Source organism: Microcella sp., from assembly GCF_040286215.1.
Lineage (GTDB): Bacteria > Actinomycetota > Actinomycetes > Actinomycetales > Microbacteriaceae > Microcella.
On sequence record NZ_JAVKCK010000011.1, the window covers coordinates 130,646 to 148,204 of the forward strand.

A 17,559-nucleotide genomic window follows, 5' to 3' on the forward strand; every position below is an offset into this window, starting at 1 on the left:
GGCTGGTGCCGCGATTCTAGCCACCGCCCCCGTCCCACTGTCGAGACCTGACTGGCAGGGCGCCAACGCTAGCCCTCTGGCGGCTCCAGCACGAGGGGCTCGGGCGCCGAGACGAGGGGCGTGCGCACCTGCGGCGCGTCGTCCACGACGATGTCGAGGACGGCCGAGACGGCGTACTCTCCCGGGGGAAGCGGAGCGAGCCCGGCGTCGAAACCCTCGCTCGCGCGCACCTCGTCGTCGATCGTGCACAGCAGGGGGCGCAGCACGGCGGCGAACTCGCGCGACTCGCCGGGGTCGAGCGCGATCGTCCGCTCGCCCTGCTCTGCCACGCCCGAGGTGTGCCAGACAGTGAGGCCGCCCGACGCAAGAGTGATCGCCGGCGACGACGAGACGCGCCCGGAGACCCGTTCGCCGCTCGTGTTCGTGACGCGCACCGTGCCCTCGACGCGGTCATCGGCCGTCGTCGCCCGCGCCGGAAAGTCAATCTCGAGCAGCAGCCCGGCGTCGGGAACATCGGCAGGCGTCACAGGGGCCGAGCCGCAGCGATTCTGCAGCCAATCGGGGGCGAGCGCCGACCCGCCGTCGGCCGCCTCACCTCCGTCCATCTCGGGTGAGCCGCCCTGCTCGACAGCGGCCTCCTCAGCGGTGGAAGCGGTGTCGGCAGCAGTGAGGTCGTTCGGCACGAGGCTGCCGAGCGCGCCCACGCTGAGCCCCCCGATACCGACGATCAGCACGGTCGCCACGACACCCGTGCCGATAAGGGCGGGGCGGCGTCGTGCCCGGCTTCGGCGCACGATCGCGTCAACGTCGAGCGCAGAGCGCGGGGCAGAGCGCTCCGCCTCCTCGGCAAGGCGCGCCGCGAGGTCATCCTGCGGGGTCATGGACGTCTCCTTCCTGAGGCGCGAGCGCATCGGCGAGCTTCGCGTGGGCGTCGCTGAGGTAGCGCTTCACCGCTCCCGCGCTGATGCCGAGCCGGTCGGCGATGTCGTCGACCTTGAGGTCTTCGTAGTAGCGCAGCACGACGCACGCTCGCTCCCGGGGGCTCAGCGTCTCGAGCTGGGCCCGCACGTCGAGCTGGAGGTCGACGGCACGGGCCGCCGAGTCGACGCTCTCGGGTCGCGCCTGGAGGTGCACGATGCGTCGCCACCTCGTCGCACGTCGACCACGATCGAGATAGGCGGAGGCGATCGCGCGACGCACGTACGACTCGGCGCGCTCGAGCGCGAAGCCGTTGCGCAATCGCCCGAACGTTGCGACGAGGCCGGTCTGCACGAGATCGGCCGCGTCATCCGGGTCGCCGCAGAGCAGGTACGCGTAGCGCACGAGCGCGTCGCCGCGATCGGCGATGAGCGCTTCGAGCACGCCCTCCCAACCGGCGCGAGCCGTCTCCTGCACGAGTGCCTCCCGATCGCCCGGCCAGCGCGCACTGCGCTGTCGCGTGCCCCTACCTTCTCAGACGCTCGACTCGTCCCTTTCGTTGGGGAGGGCGCAGGCATCTCCCACTACCGGTGCGAGCCGAATACTGCCACGCTGTGCGCGGACGCCGCTCCACCCCCGTGGCGGCACCGGTTCGACCGTGAGGAGACATCATGACTGCACGCGTGCGCAAGGATTCCGCGAACTGGAGGATCTTCGGCGGTGGGGCGATGCTGGCGGGCTCGGTCGCCTGGCTCATCGCACTGCTCATTCAGGCGGCCGGGCAGGGCGGGGAGATCTCAACCTGGCTCACGATCATCGGGTTCCTGCTGCTGGCAGCCTCTGGCTTCTTCCTGGCCTTCGGTCAGACTGGCTCCAACGGCGTCGTCGGCGGCTCGGTTCTCGGCAAGCTCGGTTTTGTCGCGTTCGGCGTGGGTTTCCTGCTGATGGCCATCGTGCCTTTGCTCGCGGCTCTGGGCGTCGCGCTACCCGGCGAGCTCGTCACCGTTGGTGCGATCCTCCTGGTCGTCGGCGGCATCGTCGGCGCTATCGTGACCTATCAGAAGGGCGTGGCGCGCGGGTCCGCACGATGGTTCTTCGCCATTCCGGCCGTCGTTGCGTTGATCTGGGTTGCCACCACTCTGGGATGGATCGCGATTGGCGGGAACATCCTGGTGACGATCCTGGTGATCGCGTACGCGGTCGCCGGTCTACTCTTCTTGCTCAACCGGCGCTGAGCACGACCGCACCGGCCCTACTCGCTGCCGAGGCGACTCCGCAGCAGCTCGAGCTGGCGGTACAGCTCGGTCGGCAGGCGGTGACCGAAGGTGCCGAAGAACTCCTCGATGTCGTGCGTCTCGAGCTCGAGAGCTCCCGGGTCGATGCGGAAGAGCTCGGTGAGCTGCTCCTCGGCGATGTCGAGCCCGTCGAGGTTGAGTCCCTCGGCCGTCGGCACGAGGCCGAGCGGGGTCTCGACGGCGCGCTGTGAACCCTCGAGCCGCTCGATCATCCACTGCAGCACCCGGGCGTTCTCGCCGAAGCCCGGCCACAGGAAGGAGCCGTCGGCTCCCTTGCGGAACCAGTTCACCTGGAACACCCGCGGAACGCGGGCCGAGGTGCGCAGGCGGGCGCCGAAGTCGAGCCAGTGGGCGAAGTAGTCGGCCATGTTGTAGCCGGTGAAGGGCAGCATCGCGAAGGGATCGCGACGAAGCTCTCCCACAGTGCCCTCGGCGGCCGCCGTCTGCTCGGAAGCGATCGTGGCGCCCATGAAGACACCGTGATCCCAGTCGCGCGCCTCTACCACCAAGGGCACGTTGCTGGCTCGGCGGCCGCCGAAGATGATGGCGTCGATGACGACGCCTTCCGGGTCCTCCCAATCGTCCGAGATGCTCGGGCACTGGCGGGCGGACACGGTGAAGCGTGAGTTGGGATGCGCGGCGGGGCGCCCTGACTGGGGGGTCCAGGGCTCTCCCTGCCAGTCGGTGAGATTCGCGGGCGGCGTCGACGTGAGCCCCTCCCACCACACGTCGCCGTCCTCGCGGAGCGCCACGTTGGTGAAGATGGTGTTGCCCCACAGGGTGTCGACGGCGGTGCGGTTGGTGTCGGGGCCGGTGCCGGGCGCGACACCGAAGAAGCCGGCCTCGGGGTTGATCGCGCGCAGCCGACCGTCTCGCCCGATACGCAGCCAGGCGATGTCGTCTCCGACCGTCTCGACCTTCCAGCCGGGAATCGTGGGGGCGAGCATGGCGAGGTTCGTCTTGCCGCACGCGCTCGGGAAGGCGGCCGCCAGGTGGTAGCTCTTTCCGGAGGGGGCCGTGACCTTGATGAGCAGCATGTGCTCGGCGAGCCATCCCTCGTCGCGCGCGATGACGGAGGCGATGCGCAACGCGAACGCCTTTTTCGGCAGGATGGCGTTGCCGCCGTAGGCGGAGCCGTATGACCAGATCTCTCGGGACTCGGGGTAGTGCACGATGTACTTCGTGTCGTTGCACGGCCACGGCACATCGGCCTCGCCCGGTGCGAGCGGGGCACCGACGCTGTGAACCGCGGGCACCCAGTCGGCGCCCCGCGCGATCATGGACAGCGCGGCATCGCCCATCCGGGTCATCGTTCCCATGCTCACGACGACGTAAGGAGAGTCGGTCACCTGCACGCCGTACTTGGTCATCGGCGAGCCGACCGGACCCATGGCGAACGGCACCACGTACATTGTGCGCCCACGCATGCTGCCGGTGAACAGCTCGTCCAGCTCGGCGCGCATCTCAGCGGGGTCGCGCCAATTGTTCGTCGGCCCCGCGTCGCCCTCGTCGGCGGAGCAAATGAACGTGCGCGACTCGACGCGCGCGACGTCGCTCTCATCGGAGCGAGCGAGAAAACTGTAGGGCCGAAGATCGGGGTTGAGCTGCACGATCGTGCCGCTCGCGACGAGCCCCTGCAGGAGCGCGTGGCGCTCGCGCGCCGAGCCGTCGACCCAGTGGATGTCGTCGGGTGTCATGAGTTCAGCGAGCTCGTCGACCCAGGCGACCACATCTCGCGGGCGGTCCATACCGATGCCGATGGCGCCCTGCGAAGGCGTGGCGGGCTCAGAACCGCGAGGCGTTGACTGAAGGTCGCTGTTCTCGCGCGTGCGCTGGTCGATGATCGTCATGGTCTTCTCCCGTGAGCGGCGGTGTCGGCGTGTGAGGATCAGCCGCTATCACCATCCTGAGGGTGCTCCGGAAGCATTTGGCGCCATCACGACTAGAAAAAAGACGCATTCTTTCGATAATGTCAATCCATGAACGATCTCGTGACTCTCGGCCAGCGCTTGCGCCACTTCCGCAATGCTGCGGGCCTGACCCTGGACCAGCTCGGAGATCGCGTGGGTGTGGCGGGCAGCCAGCTCTCCCTCATGGAGAACGGTCGACGCGAACCGCGCGTGACGCTCCTCGGCTCCCTGGCCGACGCGCTCGAGGTGACGGTGGCCGACCTGCTCGACGACACGCCTCCCACGCCGCGCGCCGCGCTCGAGATCGAACTGGATCGCGCGCAGCGCAGTGCGCACTACGCGGCGCTCGGCCTGCCGAGCGTCCGCGCATCCCGATCGATGCCGGATGACGTGCTCGAATCCCTCGTGGGGCTGCACCGAGCCCTCATCGAGCGCCAGCGCCAGGCGATCGCGACACCCGAGGAAGCGCGGCGCGCCAACACGGCCCAGCGGCTGCACATGCGCACGCTCGACAACCACCTGCCGGAGATCGAGGAGCTCGCCGAGCGCATGGTCGCCGACACCGGCCACGTGAGCGGCGCGCTCACGCACCGCGAGGTGGGCGTCATGGCGACGCGCCTCGGGTTCGAGCTCGTCTACGTCAACGACCTGCCGCACTCGGCGCGCTCCGTCACAGACCTGGAGAACGGCCGCATCTACCTACCGCCGGCCTCGATCCCCGGCGGCCACGGGCTGCGCTCGATGGCGCTGCAGGCGATCGCACACCGCTTGCTCGACCACCGGGTGCCGGCGACCTACGCCGAGTTCCTGCAGCAGCGACTCGAGATCAACTACTTCGCCGCAGCGTGCCTGATGCCTCGCGAGCAGTCGGTCGCCTTCCTGACTCAGGCGAAGGCCGACCGCAACATCGCCGTCGAAGACTTCCGAGACGCGTTCGGCGTGACCCACGAAGCCGCGGCGCTGCGGTTCACGAATCTCGCGACGACCTACCTCGACCTCTCGCTGCACTTCCTCCGCGTCGGGGACGACGGCGCCGTCTACAAGGCCTACGAGAACGACGGGCTGCGACTACCGGTCGATGTCACAGGGTCGACGGAGGGCCAGCTGGTCTGCCGCAAGTGGAGCGCTCGGGTGGCGATGACGCGCACCAACCGCACCACGGAGTACTACCAGTACACGGATACTCCTGAGGGCACCTTCTGGGAGTCGACGCAGACGGGCACGACGAGCGCGAACGATGAGTTCTCGATCACGGTGGGCGTGCCGTTCGCCGACGCGAAGTGGTTCCGCGGTCGCGAGACGAGCAACCGCGAGCACTCGACATGCCCCGATCCAGCATGCTGCAAGCACCCGCCAAGCGATCTCGCGCAGCGCTGGCGGGGCAAGGCCTGGACGAGCGCGAAGCTGCATGCGCACATCCTCTCGCCGTTGCCCAGCGGCACTTTCCCCGGCGTCGACGATCAGGAGCTGTACGCGTTCCTTGAGGAGCACGCCAGCGACGGCGACAGCTGAGGAGGTCTCCGCGGGGATCTCAGGGTGTGCGAGGGGGCTGCTTCGGTAGCTTGCGCACGGTGGCGCGGCGGCGCCGACGTGACGGCGTCATCGACCGCATCTCCTCCATCTTGCCGAAGCACAGTAGACGGTCGCCGGCTTCGAGCACCTGCCTCATCCGGGGGTTCGGGATGACGGTCGCACCGCGATTGAGGGTCAGCACGGTGATGTCTTTGTCGAGGATGCCCGACTCGCCCAGGGTGCTGCCGACGACGTCGGCGCCGGCGTGCACGACGAGCTCGGCCACGCCGTAGCCCGTCGACACCGCGAGCCTCTGGCGCACGTCGATGTCGGGGAAGGCGACCTCGTGCGAGATGTAGTCGATGATCGCGCCCGCCACGTCGAGCTTGGTCGCCGTTTCGATGCCCTGGAGCCCGGGCGACGAGTTGACCTCCATGACGAGGGGTCCGTCGTTGCCTTCCAGCATGTCGACGCCCGCGACGCGCAGTCCCATGATCTGGGCGGAACGCACGGCGGTGCGCACGTACTCGGGGCTGAGGTCGACGGCTTCGACGCTGCCCCCGCGGTGCACGTTGGAGCGGAACTCGTCGCCCTCGGCGGTGCGGCGCATGGCGGCCACGACCCGGTCGCCCACGACGAGCGCGCGGATGTCGCGGCCGCGGCTCTCCGCGATGAACTGCTGGATGAGGACGTTCTGGTTGGTCGAGTGCAGGGTCTCGATGATCGCTTCGGCGACCTTCACCTGGGGGGCGAGAATCACGCCGATGCCCTGCGTGCCTTCGAGCAGCTTGATGACGACGGGGGCCCCGCCCACGTGCTCGATGGCGGGGCGCACGTCTGCACGATTGCGCACGAACGCCGTGGCGGGCATCCCGATGCCGTGTCGGGAGAGCACCTGCGTCGCACGCAGCTTGTCGCGGGCAGTGCTGATGCCGTTCGCGGTGTTCGGCGTGAACACGTCCATCTGCTCGAATTGCCGAACGACAGCGGTGCCGAAGTACGTGATCGAGTTGCCGATGCGCGGTAGCACCGCGTCGTAGGTGGAGAGCGGGCGCCCGCGGAATTGCAGGTCCGGTTCGTCCTGAGAGAGGTCGATGGCGAATCGCAGCGTGTTGAGCACCTTGACGTGGTGCCCGCGATCGACGGCGGCGGCGCGCAGCCGTTGCGTGGAGTACGACTTGGGTGCGCGCGACAGGATGCCGAGTTTCATGAACTTCCCTGGAATGATGGCCGGGTGACGGACAAGGCCCAGTCAAGCATTGTTGCGGGGTGGCGCGAGTGGGTGAGCCTGCCGAGTGCCGGGGTGCCGTGGATCAAGGCGAAGCTCGATACGGGCGCCCGCAGCTCTTCAGTGCACGCCTACGATGTCACGATCACGGGAGAGGGCTCTGAGGAGCGGGTGCGGTTCCGGTTGCAGCCGTGGCAGGAATCGCGCGAGGACGCGGTGGTCGTCGAAAGCCCCATCCGTGATCGCCGCCATGTGCGCTCCTCCTCGGGGCATGTCGAAGAGCGCATCGTCGTGATCATGCGGATCGCCCTGCTCGGCCGGGAGATCGAGACGGAGATGACGCTGTCGAACCGTGATGAGATGGGTTTCCGGATGCTCATCGGCCGCCAGGCGTTGCGTCAGGGCTTCCTCGTGGACCCCGCGAAGTCGTTCCTCGGTGGCCGTGCTCCGCGCGAGGTGCGTCGCCGCAACCGCAACCGCTGATGGCGGCCAGCGCCCCCGACAGGAATCGAACCTGCGACCTTCAGTACCGGAAACTGGCGCTCTATCCCCTGAGCTACGGAGGCGGGATGCGTCGATCCTACCGGCTTCCGTGCCAGCATGTGCGCATGACGATCCCGGTGAGCGGCCCTGACCGTCGCGCGGTCGGCTGCTCGTTGAGCGCCTCGGTGGGGGAGCCGACGAGCATCGTGCTGGCGGTCGCGGTGGCGCGTTCGGCGGGGGTGCGCGTCGACGAGTCGCTCGCGGTGACGGTCGACGGGCGTCCCGTGGAGGTGCGGGAGCTGGAGGGTCGCGCGGGCACGCGCTGGCATCGGGCGATAGTGCCGACCGGCGAGCTGGAGGTGCGGTACGAGGCGGAGGTCGAGGGTCGGGCGGCACCCGCGACGGTGGAGGATCGCGATCTGGTGGAGGATGTGCGGCCGAGCCGCTATGTGCAATCCGACCTGCTGCCCGGGGTTCTTCTGGACGCCGAGGAGGTCGCCGCGCTGGGGGCGACGGATCCGTTCGAGCGCATCGCTGCGGCGCGGGCGATGGTGGGCGAGCTGCTCGACTACTCGCCGGGTTCGTCTGCGTCGACGGATGGTCTCCCTGAGGTGCTCGCGACCGGCCGAGGAGTGTGCCGCGACTTCGCCCACCTGTTGGCCGGGCTCTTGCGAGCGACGGATCTGCCGGCGCGGATCGTGTCGGTGTACGCGCCTCAGCTCGTGCCCATGGATTTTCACGCTGTCGTCGAGGTCGGGATTGAGGGACGCTGGTGGGTCGTGGATGCGACGGGGCTCGCTCCGCGCTCGTGCATGCTGCGCATCGCGACGGGCAGCGACGCGGCAGACACCGCGTTTCTCGCGAACGACGGTTCGGCGCTCGCGCTGCGGGGGTTGAGCGTGCGTGCGACGGTCGGCAGGGACGGTCCTGCGGGCGTGGAGGCCGAGCACCCGGGTGATCTGGTCGCTCTGGGCTGAGCCGCTCGTTCGGCTCGCGCCCGGGACCTTGGTCCTCATTACCGGTCAAGCACTTGCGGCGTCGCCCGCCCGGTGAGAGCGTGAGCACTCGTGTTCGAGCAGGAGATCGACCCCGTGTTCGGCTCGCTCGCGCTCTCGGCCATCGCGGCGGCACTGCCGCTTCTGCTGCTGTTCGTGCTGCTGGGCGCCGTCAAGGTGCGCGCACCGTTCGCGGCTCTGGCGGCTCTGGCGCTGTCGATCCTTCTGGCGGTCGTGGCGTGGCGCATGCCCCCGGTGCAGGCGCTGAGCGCGGCCGCTGAGGGTGTCTTCTACGGGCTTTTTCCGATCCTGTGGATTCTGGCCAATGCGCTGTGGATCTACCGATTGACCGTCGTAACGCCCTGGTTCGCGGTGTTCAGCCGCACGATTCGCTCTGTGAGCGACGACCTGCGCATCCTGTCGATCCTCATCGCTTTCTGCTTCGGGGCTCTGCTGGAGTCTTTGGCCGGTTTCGGCGCCCCGGTGGCCATCTCCGCCGCGATGCTGCTCGCGGCGGGAATGGCGCCCCTCAAGGCTGCGCTCGTCTCTCTTCTCGCGAACACTGCTCCGGTGGCCTTCGGTGCGCTTGCCGCCCCCGTCATCGCGCTGGCGGGCGTGACGGGTTTGCCGCTCTCCGACATCGCGGCGATGACGGGCCGTCAGACACCGTTCATCGCGGTTCTCGTGCCGCTGATTCTCGTGTTCCTCGTGGATGGCCGCCGCGGCCTTCGCCAGACGTGGCCGATCGCCCTCATGGCTGGCCTCGTGTTCGGCGCAGCGCAGTTTGTGACGGCGAACTTCTTCGCCGTCGAGTTGACCGACGTCGTCGCAGCGGTGCTCACGATCGTCGCTGTCCTGCTGATGCTGCGGGTCTGGCAGCCCGCCGAGCTTGTCGGCATGAACGGGGCTGTGGAAGTGGGCGCTGTCGCGATCGAGAGGCCCGCGGCGCGGGAGGTGCTCATGGCGGTCGCGCCGTACGCGATCGTGATCGCTGTGTTCTCTCTCGCCCAGGTTCCCGCCGTGGCGCAGTGGCTCGCTTCGGTCGGCACGGTCACATTCGCCTGGCCGGGCCTGGATGTCGTGACGGCGGCCGGTGAGCCGGCGAGCGCGCAGACGATGCACGTCGATACCCTTCGCGCCACGGGCACGCTCCTGCTCCTCTCCGGCCTGCTGACGGTGGCGCTCTACCGGCTGGCCCCCCGTGTGGCGCTGCAGGCGTACGGCGCGACGCTGCACCAGCTGCGCTGGACGATCGTGACGGTCACGGCGGTGCTCGCGCTCTCCTTCGTGATGAATCTCTCGGGGCAGGCGACCACGATCGGTGTGGCGCTGGCGTCGGCGGGCGGTTTCTTTGTGGTGCTGTCGCCGATCATCGGGTGGATCGGGGTGGCCCTGACCGGTTCTGACACGTCCTCGAACGTGCTGTTCGGCCCCGTGCAGGTCGCGGCCGCCGCGCAGGTGGGGCTTCCGCCGGTGCTGATGGCCGCCGCCAACTCGTCTGCCGGCGTGCTGGGCAAGATGCTGTCGGTGCAGAATCTGGCGGTGGCGGCCGCCGCCGTCGGTCAGCCCGGCTCGGAGGGCGCCCTGCTGCGGAAGCTTCTGCCGTGGAGCCTCGGCCTGCTCGCCCTCATCACGGTGCTGATCGTGCTGCAGTCCACGCCCGTGCTCGGCTGGATGGTGCCCTGAGCTGGGCGCTGGGCCCGGTGCCCGCCCGATAGGATCGGCAGTCGTGAATCCCGCCGACCTCGCCTCCGCTCTGCTCACCGTCGTCCAGGGCGCGGTGGAGCGACGCGGCGCTGATGTGGCGGCCTCGCTGACGGTGGACGACATCGCCTTGGAGCGCCCGCGCAACCGCGACCACGGCGACTGGGCGACCTCGATCGCCCTCAAGTGGGCGAAGCGACTCGGGATGCCCCCGCGCGAGTTCGCGGAGGAGCTCGAGCAGGGCATCCTCGCGATCGAGGGTGTCGCGGCGGTCGACATCGCCGGCCCGGGTTTTCTCAACATTCGTCTGGAGGCCGGCGCTGCCGGTGAGCTCGCGCGGGCGATCGTCGAGGCGGGCGATGCCTATGGGCGCAACGACGCGCTCGCCGGCGAGGTCATCAACCTCGAGTTCGTCTCGGCGAACCCGACGGGGCCCCTCCACATCGGCCACACGCGCTGGGCCGCGCTCGGCGACTCCCTGCGCCGTGTTCTCGCGGCGTCCGGCGCGGCGGTGACGAGCGAGTTCTACATCAACGACGCGGGGGCACAGATCGATACGTTCGGTGAGTCGGTGCTCGCCGCCGCCCTCGGTGAGCCTGCGCCGGAGGGCGCCTACCCTGGCTCGTACATCGGCGAGCTCGGGGCTCGGGCTCTCGTCGAGCGCCCCGACCTGGGCGAGCTGCCGCGCGCTGAGGCGATCCACGTGACTCGCGAGCTCGCCTACGCCTGGCAGCTGGCCGAGATCCGGTCGTCGCTGGAACTGTTCAACGTGCACTTCGATGTGTGGTTCAGCGAACGCACGCTGCACGCTGCCAACCCGGTGTCGGGCGCGAGCCCCATCGATGAGGCGGTCGACCGCTTGCGCGAGCAGGGTCACGTGTTCGACGAAGACGACGCGATCTGGGTGCGCACGACCGACTTCGGCGATGACAAAGACCGCGTGATCCGCCGCGGCAACGGTGTCTTCACCTACTTTGCGGCTGACGCCGCGTACTACCTCTCGAAGCGCGACCGCGGCTTCGGTCTCACCATTTACCTGCTGGGCGCCGACCACCACGGCTACGTGCACCGCCTCAAGGCTCTCGCGGGCGCGGCGGGTGACGACCCCGATCGCGACATCGAGGTGCTCATCGGCCAGCTGGTGAGCATTAACGGCGCTCGCCTGTCGAAGCGCGCGGGCAACATCATCGAGCTCGACGACCTGCGCGACTGGTTGGGCACGGATGCTCTGCGCTACTCGCTCGGTCGGTACCCGGCCGACTCTCCGCTCACACTCGACCCGGAGCTGCTGCGCAAGCGCACGAACGACAACCCCGTCTTCTATGTGCAGTACGCCCACGCGCGCACCCACCAGGTCGCCCGCAACGCCGCGGCGGCCGGCGTCGACGCGGCCAGCTTCGACGCCGACCTGCTCACGCACGAGACGGAGAGCGTATTGCTGGGCGTGCTCTCCGAGTTCCCGCGGATCGTGGCGCAGGCCGCCTCTCTGCGAGAGCCCCACCGCGTTGCGCGGTACCTCGAGGAGCTCGCCGCGGCTTTCCACCGCTGGTACGACTCGTGCCGGGTGACGCCGCAGGGCGATGATCCGGTCGAGCCGGTGCACGGAACGAGACTCGTGCTGAGTGATGCAACGGGCCAGGTGCTGCGCAACGGCCTGACGCTGCTGGGCGTCTCCGCCCCGGAGAGGATGTAGTCGTGACCGATCCGGCGATGCAGGAGCGTGGGCCCGAGAAGCACACACCCGAGCAGGAGCAGTCTGCCAGCGAGGCGACGCCGCACGACCGCCGCCGCCGGCGGCGCATTCTCATTGCCGTGGGGGTCGTCCTCGCTCTTCTCGGCGCCCTCGTCGCCGCGGCGCTCGTGGGGGAGTCGATCGCCCGCCAGCAGGGATCTCTGCTCATCGCGACGGAGGTGCGAGAGGTCTTCGGCCTCGATGAGGACCACCCCGTCGAGGTGGAGTTTGTGGGATTCTCCGTGCTCGCGCAGGTCGCGGGCGGCGAGCTCGACGGGGTGACCGTCGGGGTTCCCGGCCTGCCGGTCGGAGAGCTTCGCGGCGATCTGGAGATCTTCGCGTCGGGCGTGCCGCTCGACCTCGAGCAGCCCACCGAGCGGCTCCAGGCTGTCTACCGCGTCGCGGAGGGCGACCTCGCAGGTCTTTCCGGCTTCCTCGCGGGCACCGTCGTGAACGACATCGCGCTCGATGACCGCCTGATCCGATTCGGCACGGGGTTCGATCTGTTCGGGGTGAGCTTCGAGCTGGCGGTCGGCGTCGAGCCCGCGGTGCGGGACGGTCGTCTTGCATTCACCCCGAGGAGCATCGAGTTCAATGGTCAGAGCATCGACGTCGCGGCGCTGCGGTCGCAGTTCGGCGGCATCGTGGATCCGTTGCTGGAGTCTCGCGACTTCTGCGTCGCCGAGCTGCTGCCTGCCGCGCTGACCCTCACTGCCGTGCAGGTGGGCGACGAGCAACTCGTGATCGTGCTCGACGCTGAGGAAACCGCTCTGGGCGGCCCGGGCTTCTCGGAGCTCGGCACCTGCGGCTGAGGTGCGGGAGCGCCTGGAGCGTCGCGGCTAGACTGGGTGCGGCTTCAGGGACCAAGCCGGGTTCGCTCGCCTCACAACACATGCAGATTTCCCCCGTGAGGTGTTTCCCGTGCTCGACAATCCGCTCGCTCCGCCGTGGCTGATCCGCCCCGGCGACGCGAACACGCTCGACCAGCCGCTCTGGCCGGCCACGGCGCGGCGCACGCCCTCCGGCGAGCTCGAGATCGGGGGAGTCGTCGCGAGCCGCCTCGCGGCCGACCACGGCACTCCGCTCTACGTCGTCGATGAGGCGTATGCCCGCGCCCGCGCAGGCCGCACGCGCGAGGCCTTCGTCTCGGCATTCGCCGCGCACGGTACGAGTGCGACCGTCTACTACGCGTCCAAGGCGCTTCTGACGACGGAGATCGCCCGGTGGATGATGGAGGCGGGGCTCCGGCTGGATGTGGCGAGCGGCGGCGAGCTCGCGGTCGCGCTCGCCGCAGGAGTGGACCCGGCGCGGCTCGGCCTGCACGGCAACAACAAGTCGCTCGCCGAGATCGACCGCGCGGTCGCCGTGGGCGTGGGCACGATCGTTCTCGACAGCGTTGCGGAGGTCGAGCGCGTTGCGGCTGCTGCTCACCGCCACGGCCGCACCCAGCCGGTGCGGCTGCGCATCAACTCCGGTGTGCACGCCCACACCCACGAGTACCTGGCGACCGCGCGGGAGGACCAGAAGTTCGGCATCCCGCTGGCCGACGCCGCCGAGGTGGTCAGCGCGATCCGAGAGCACGACTCGTTGCGCTTCCTCGGCCTACACTCCCACATCGGCTCGCAGATCTTCCGTGTCGACGGCTTCCTCGAGGCCGCGCGACGTCTGCTCGCCGTGCACGCCGAGCTCCTCGCCGGCGGCGACGTTCCCGAGCTCAACCTCGGCGGCGGCTTCGGGATCGCCTACGTCGTCGGTGACGAGCCGCCCGCGATCGAGGACGTCGCGGCGGGGCTCGCCGATGCGGTGGCGGACGTGTGCCGCGAGCTGGGCATCCCGATGCCAGCCGTCGCCGTCGAACCGGGCCGCACGATCGTGGGGCCAGCGGGCATCACCCTCTACGAGGTCGGCACGACGAAGGATGTCGCCGTCGCGCTCGAGGACGGCGGCAGCGCCGTGCGCCGCTACGTGAGCGTCGACGGGGGCATGAGCGACAACGCGCGGCCCGCGCTCTACGGCGCCGACTACGCGGTGCGGCTCGCAAGCCGTAGCTCGAGCGTCGAGCCCGTGCTCGTGCGCCTCGCCGGCAAGCACTGCGAGAGCGGCGACATCGTCGTGCACGCCGACTGGCTGCCCGGCGACGTCGAGGCGGGCGACCTCGTGGCCGTGCCCGCGACGGGCGCCTACTGCTTCTCGCTCGCCAGCAACTACAACTACCTCACCCGGCCCGCGATCGTCGCCGTGCGCGACGGCGCCGCCCGCACCCTCGTGCGCAGGGAGACCGAGCACGACCTCCTGCGCCGCGACACCGGCTTCGACCCCACCGACGATCAAGGAGACACCGAGTGATCGAGTACCGCAACCTCCGCATCGCCCTCCTCGGGGCAGGCAGCGTTGGCGCCCAGGTCGCCGATCAGCTGCTGACCCACGCCGACGAGCTCGCCGCCCGCATCGGCGCCGGTGTGGAGCTCACCGGCATCGCGGTGCGCGACGTGGATGCTCCGCGCGACGTCGAGCTGCCGCACGACTTGCTCACGACCGACGCCGAGTCGCTCATCCTCGGCTCCGACATTGTTGTCGAACTCATGGGCGGTCTCGAACCGGCCCGCACGCTCATCCTCCAGGCCCTCGCCTCGGGGGCGGACGTCGTGACGGCCAACAAGGCGCTCATGGCGACTCACGGCCCCGAGCTGTTCGAGGCGGCCGGCCAGGTCGGCGCGCAGCTGTACTACGAGGCCGCTGTCGGCGGGGCGATCCCGATCATCCGCCCCCTGCGCGATTCGCTCGCCGGGGACCGCGTCGAGCGCATCCTCGGCATCGTGAACGGCACGACGAACTTCATCCTCGACCGTATGGACACGCGCGGCGAGTCGCTCGAGCAGGCGCTCGCGATCGCGGGCGAGCTCGGCTACGCGGAGGCCGACCCTACCGCCGATATCGAAGGGTACGACGCCGCTCAGAAGGCCGGAATCCTGGCCAGCCTCGCCTTCCACACCCTGGTGCCGATCGAGTCTGTGCACCGCGAGGGCATCACGGGCGTCACGCTCGACCAGGTGGTGGCCGCACGCAAGGCCGGGTACGTCGTCAAGCTGCTCGCCATCTGCGAGCGCCTGCGCGACGCCGACGGAGTCGACGGCGTCTCCGCCCGCGTGTACCCGGCGCTGGTTCCCGACACGCACCCGCTCGCCGCCGTGCACGGGGCCAACAACGCCGTGTTCGTGGAGGCGGAGGCCGCCGGGCCGCTGATGTTCTACGGGGCGGGCGCCGGCGGCATCCAGACGGCGTCGGCCGTGCTCGGCGACGTCGTCTCGGCCGCCCGTCGGCACGTCGTCGGCGGTCCCGGCGTGGCCGAGAGCACGCACGCCGACCTCCCCGTGCTGCCCATCTCCTCCATCATGACGCGCTACCAGATCACGGTCGAGGTGCTCGACGAGCCCGGTGTGCTCGCGGCGATCGCCGCGGTCTTCCTCGAGCACGGGGTCTCGGTCGAGACGCTCGAGCAGACCGTCCCCGAGGCTGAGCCCGGTTCGGAGTCATCAGCCGCCGCCGCTACCCTGGTGATCGGTACTCACCGGGCCGCGGAGGCCGATCTCGCCGCAACGGTCGCGGCACTGACCAGCAGCAGCGTGGTGCACCGCATCGCCAGCGTGCTGCGAGTAGAAGGGCTCTCATGAGCAGGCAGTGGAAGGGCGTGCTGCGCGAGTACGCCGATCGTCTCGACATCAGCGAGGCGACCCCCATCATCACGCTCGGGGAGGGCGGGACGCCTCTCATTCCGGCGCGATATCTCTCCGACCGCACCGGCGCACGCGTCTTCGTCAAGTACGAGGGCATGAATCCCACCGGGTCGTTCAAGGATCGCGGCATGACCATGGCGATCTCGAAGGCAGTCGAGCACGGTGCGAAGGCCGTTATCTGCGCCTCGACCGGCAACACCTCGGCCTCGGCCGCCGCGTATGCGACGCACGCCGGCATCACGGCCGCGGTGCTCGTGCCGGATGGCAAGATCGCGATGGGCAAGCTCAGCCAGGCCGTCGCTCACAAGGCGGAGCTGATCCAGATCCAGGGCAACTTCGACGACTGCCTCGATATCGCGCGCGACCTCGCTGCCAACTACCCCGTCCACCTCGTCAACTCGGTCAACCCCGACCGCATCGAAGGCCAGAAGACCGCCGCGTTCGAGGTCGTCGAGGTGCTCGAGGACGCGCCGGACTTCCACATCGTGCCGGTCGGCAACGCCGGAAACTACACGGCGTACCACCGCGGCTACCGCGAGGAGGCGGAGCGCGGCACGGCGACGAAGATGCCCCGCATGCTCGGCTTCCAGGCGGCGGGCAGCGCACCCATCGTGCTCGGCGAGCCCGTCAGGCATCCCGAGACGATCGCGAGCGCGATCCGCATCGGCAATCCGGCGTCCTGGGAGCTCGCGCTCACCGCCCGGGATGACAGCCGGGGCTACTTCGGGGCGATCGACGACGCCGGCATCCTCGAGGCGCATCGCCTGCTCTCGCAGGAGGTCGGCATTTTCGTGGAGCCGGCCAGCGCGATCTCGGTCGCAGGGTTGCTCGAGCGCGCCGAGGCCGGCGCAATCCCCGCGGGCTCGACCGTCGTCCTCACCGTGACCGGCCACGGGCTGAAAGACCCGCAGTGGGCTCTCAAGGGTCCGGACGGCGTCGATGTGCAGCCGACCGTTGTCGGAGTCGATACTTCCGAGGTCGCCTCCGTGCTCGGCCTGCAGCGGGTGAGCGCGTGAGCACTCTCGACCCCCGGCTCACCGGGCGCAGCGTGCACGTCAAGGTGCCGGCCACGACCGCGAACCTCGGCCCCGGCTTCGACACCCTCGGTCTCGCGCTGTCCGTGTACGACGAGCTCGAGGTGACGGTGCGCCAGGCTCCCGGCGCGACCGTCGATGTGCGCGGCGTGGGGGCGGGTGAGGTGCCGACAGACGACTCGAACCTCATCGTGCGCGCGATCCGGCACACCTTCGACCACTACGGCGTGCCGGTGCCCGGGCTCGACCTGGTGGCGCACAACGTCATTCCTCACGGTCGCGGCATGGGGTCCTCCGGCGCGGCGATCGTGGCGGGCGTCATGGCGGCCAAGGGACTGCTGGCCGGCATCGTCGACCTCGATTCCGACGCGCTGCTCGCTCGTGCGACCGAGCTCGAGGGTCACCCCGACAACGTGGCACCGGCGCTCTTCGGGGGCCTCACGATCGCCTGGGTAACCCCGGAGGGACCCCAGCACAAGCGACTCACCGTCCACCGAGGCGTCTCGCTCCTCGTGTGCGTTCCCGAGTCGAGCACGATGTCCACGGCGCTCGCTCGCTCCCTCCAGCCCGAGTCGGTGCCCCATCAGGACGCCATCTTCAACGTGTCCCGCTCCGCCCTGCTCATCGCTGCCCTCATCCAGAGCCCCGAGCTGCTGCACGCCGCCACCGAGGACCGCCTGCACCAGAGCTATCGGGCCAGCGCCATGCCCGAGACGGATGCTCTCATCCAGCTCTTGCGCACCGCGGGCTTTGCGGCCGTGGTCTCGGGCGCGGGCCCGTCGATCCTCGTCCTGTGCAGCGATCCGGCGCAGCGGTTGAAGGCCGCGGAGCTCGTGCGCGGGCACGCCACCACGCCGTGGGAGTCGCACATGCTGGCCGTCGATTTCAGGGGTGCTACAGTTATCGAACGTTCGGCGGACGCTGCGGCCTAGCCCACGATCCGACCGAAATTCACCCTCAGCTCTGAGTTTCCCCGTCTCGTGCGCGCCACGCGTGAACGACACCGTCACCGGT

The 17,559-nt window shown here is 69.5% G+C and carries 15 protein-coding genes and 1 tRNA gene; 11 read left to right on the forward strand and 5 right to left on the reverse strand.

What is annotated here, in order from left to right; genetic code table 11:
- Positions 1-68 precede the first annotated feature (68 nt).
- Both RJQ01_RS05780 and RJQ01_RS05785 read right to left on the reverse strand, forming a co-directional pair.
- The gene (locus RJQ01_RS05780; RefSeq protein WP_350475776.1) at positions 69-881 is read right to left on the reverse strand and encodes a hypothetical protein; all 813 of its coding nucleotides are present in this window, start codon (positions 879-881) and stop codon (positions 69-71) included.
- On the reverse strand, positions 865-1,395 hold the full coding sequence (locus tag RJQ01_RS05785; RefSeq protein WP_350475777.1) for an RNA polymerase sigma factor: 531 nt from the start codon (positions 1,393-1,395) through the stop codon (positions 865-867). The genes RJQ01_RS05780 and RJQ01_RS05785 overlap by 17 nt, the downstream gene beginning before the upstream one ends.
- A 194-nt stretch (positions 1,396-1,589) precedes the next feature.
- On the opposite strand from RJQ01_RS05785, the gene RJQ01_RS05790 reads away from it, so the two are divergent.
- Complete coding sequence (locus RJQ01_RS05790; RefSeq protein WP_350475778.1) at positions 1,590-2,153, forward strand: hypothetical protein; 564 nt, start codon at positions 1,590-1,592, stop codon at positions 2,151-2,153.
- 17 nt (positions 2,154-2,170) lie between these two features.
- Here the strand turns inward: RJQ01_RS05790 and RJQ01_RS05795 are convergent, their stop codons facing one another.
- On the reverse strand, positions 2,171-4,063 hold the full coding sequence (locus RJQ01_RS05795) for a phosphoenolpyruvate carboxykinase (GTP) (protein WP_502885230.1): 1,893 nt from the start codon (positions 4,061-4,063) through the stop codon (positions 2,171-2,173).
- Between the two features lie 129 nt (positions 4,064-4,192).
- Here RJQ01_RS05795 and RJQ01_RS05800 point away from each other — a divergent pair, with 129 nt between their 5' ends.
- A complete protein-coding gene (locus RJQ01_RS05800; protein WP_350475779.1) occupies positions 4,193-5,635 on the forward strand; it encodes a helix-turn-helix domain-containing protein in 1,443 nt (480 codons plus the stop codon).
- 19 nt (positions 5,636-5,654) lie between these two features.
- On the opposite strand, the gene RJQ01_RS05805 is transcribed toward RJQ01_RS05800, so the two are convergent.
- Positions 5,655-6,845, reverse strand: a complete 1,191-nt coding sequence (locus RJQ01_RS05805; protein WP_350475781.1) for a RimK family alpha-L-glutamate ligase — start codon at positions 6,843-6,845, stop codon at positions 5,655-5,657.
- 24 nt (positions 6,846-6,869) lie between these two features.
- Here RJQ01_RS05805 and RJQ01_RS05810 point away from each other — a divergent pair, with 24 nt between their 5' ends.
- Entirely contained in the window at positions 6,870-7,346 is a 477-nt protein-coding gene (locus RJQ01_RS05810) for an ATP-dependent zinc protease family protein (protein ID WP_350475782.1), read from the forward strand.
- Positions 7,347-7,356: 10 nt separating this feature from the next.
- Here the strand turns inward: RJQ01_RS05810 and RJQ01_RS05815 are convergent.
- Positions 7,357-7,429 (reverse strand) — tRNA-Arg (locus RJQ01_RS05815).
- Positions 7,430-7,471: 42 nt separating this feature from the next.
- Between RJQ01_RS05815 and RJQ01_RS05820 the strand changes: the two genes are divergently transcribed.
- The 8 genes from RJQ01_RS05820 to thrB all read left to right on the forward strand — a co-directional run bounded on the left by RJQ01_RS05820 (position 7,472) and on the right by thrB (position 17,477).
- Entirely contained in the window at positions 7,472-8,323 is an 852-nt protein-coding gene (locus RJQ01_RS05820; protein WP_350475783.1) for a transglutaminase-like domain-containing protein, read from the forward strand.
- 90 nt (positions 8,324-8,413) lie between these two features.
- A complete protein-coding gene (locus tag RJQ01_RS05825) occupies positions 8,414-10,027 on the forward strand; it encodes an L-lactate permease (RefSeq protein ID WP_350475784.1) in 1,614 nt (537 codons plus the stop codon).
- Positions 10,028-10,070: 43 nt separating this feature from the next.
- On the forward strand, positions 10,071-11,738 hold the full coding sequence (gene argS / locus RJQ01_RS05830) for an arginine--tRNA ligase (RefSeq protein ID WP_350475785.1): 1,668 nt from the start codon (positions 10,071-10,073) through the stop codon (positions 11,736-11,738).
- Positions 11,739-11,740: 2 nt separating this feature from the next.
- Positions 11,741-12,589: an LmeA family phospholipid-binding protein gene (locus tag RJQ01_RS05835; protein WP_350475786.1), complete on the forward strand. Its 849-nt coding sequence runs from the start codon at positions 11,741-11,743 to the stop codon at positions 12,587-12,589.
- A 109-nt stretch (positions 12,590-12,698) separates the two neighbouring features.
- Positions 12,699-14,123: a diaminopimelate decarboxylase gene (lysA, locus tag RJQ01_RS05840; RefSeq protein ID WP_350475787.1), complete on the forward strand. Its 1,425-nt coding sequence runs from the start codon at positions 12,699-12,701 to the stop codon at positions 14,121-14,123.
- Positions 14,120-15,448 carry a homoserine dehydrogenase gene (locus RJQ01_RS05845; protein WP_350475788.1) on the forward strand — a complete coding sequence of 443 codons (1,329 nt, stop codon included), beginning with the start codon at positions 14,120-14,122 and terminating at the stop codon, positions 15,446-15,448. The genes lysA and RJQ01_RS05845 overlap by 4 nt, the downstream gene beginning before the upstream one ends.
- The gene (gene thrC, locus RJQ01_RS05850; RefSeq protein ID WP_350475789.1) at positions 15,445-16,527 is read left to right on the forward strand and encodes a threonine synthase; all 1,083 of its coding nucleotides are present in this window, start codon (positions 15,445-15,447) and stop codon (positions 16,525-16,527) included. The genes RJQ01_RS05845 and thrC overlap by 4 nt, the downstream gene beginning before the upstream one ends.
- Complete coding sequence (gene thrB / locus RJQ01_RS05855; protein WP_350475790.1) at positions 16,524-17,477, forward strand: homoserine kinase; 954 nt, start codon at positions 16,524-16,526, stop codon at positions 17,475-17,477. The genes thrC and thrB overlap by 4 nt, the downstream gene beginning before the upstream one ends.
- Positions 17,478-17,559: the final 82 nt, after the last annotated feature.

What these genes read in the sequence shown, in the direction of transcription:
- RJQ01_RS05780 (WP_350475776.1), bottom strand. Translation starts at nt 881, where the DNA reads ATGACCCCGCAGGATGACCTCGCGGCGCGCCTTGCCGAGGAGGCGGAG.
- RJQ01_RS05790 (WP_350475778.1), top strand. Translation starts at nt 1,590, where the DNA reads ATGACTGCACGCGTGCGCAAGGATTCCGCGAACTGGAGGATCTTCGGC.
- RJQ01_RS05795 (WP_502885230.1), bottom strand. Translation starts at nt 4,063, where the DNA reads ATGACGATCATCGACCAGCGCACGCGCGAGAACAGCGACCTTCAGTCA.
- RJQ01_RS05800 (WP_350475779.1), top strand. Translation starts at nt 4,193, where the DNA reads ATGAACGATCTCGTGACTCTCGGCCAGCGCTTGCGCCACTTCCGCAAT.
- RJQ01_RS05805 (WP_350475781.1), bottom strand. Translation starts at nt 6,845, where the DNA reads ATGAAACTCGGCATCCTGTCGCGCGCACCCAAGTCGTACTCCACGCAA.
- RJQ01_RS05820 (WP_350475783.1), top strand. Translation starts at nt 7,472, where the DNA reads ATGACGATCCCGGTGAGCGGCCCTGACCGTCGCGCGGTCGGCTGCTCG.
- thrC (WP_350475789.1), top strand. Translation starts at nt 15,445, where the DNA reads ATGAGCAGGCAGTGGAAGGGCGTGCTGCGCGAGTACGCCGATCGTCTC.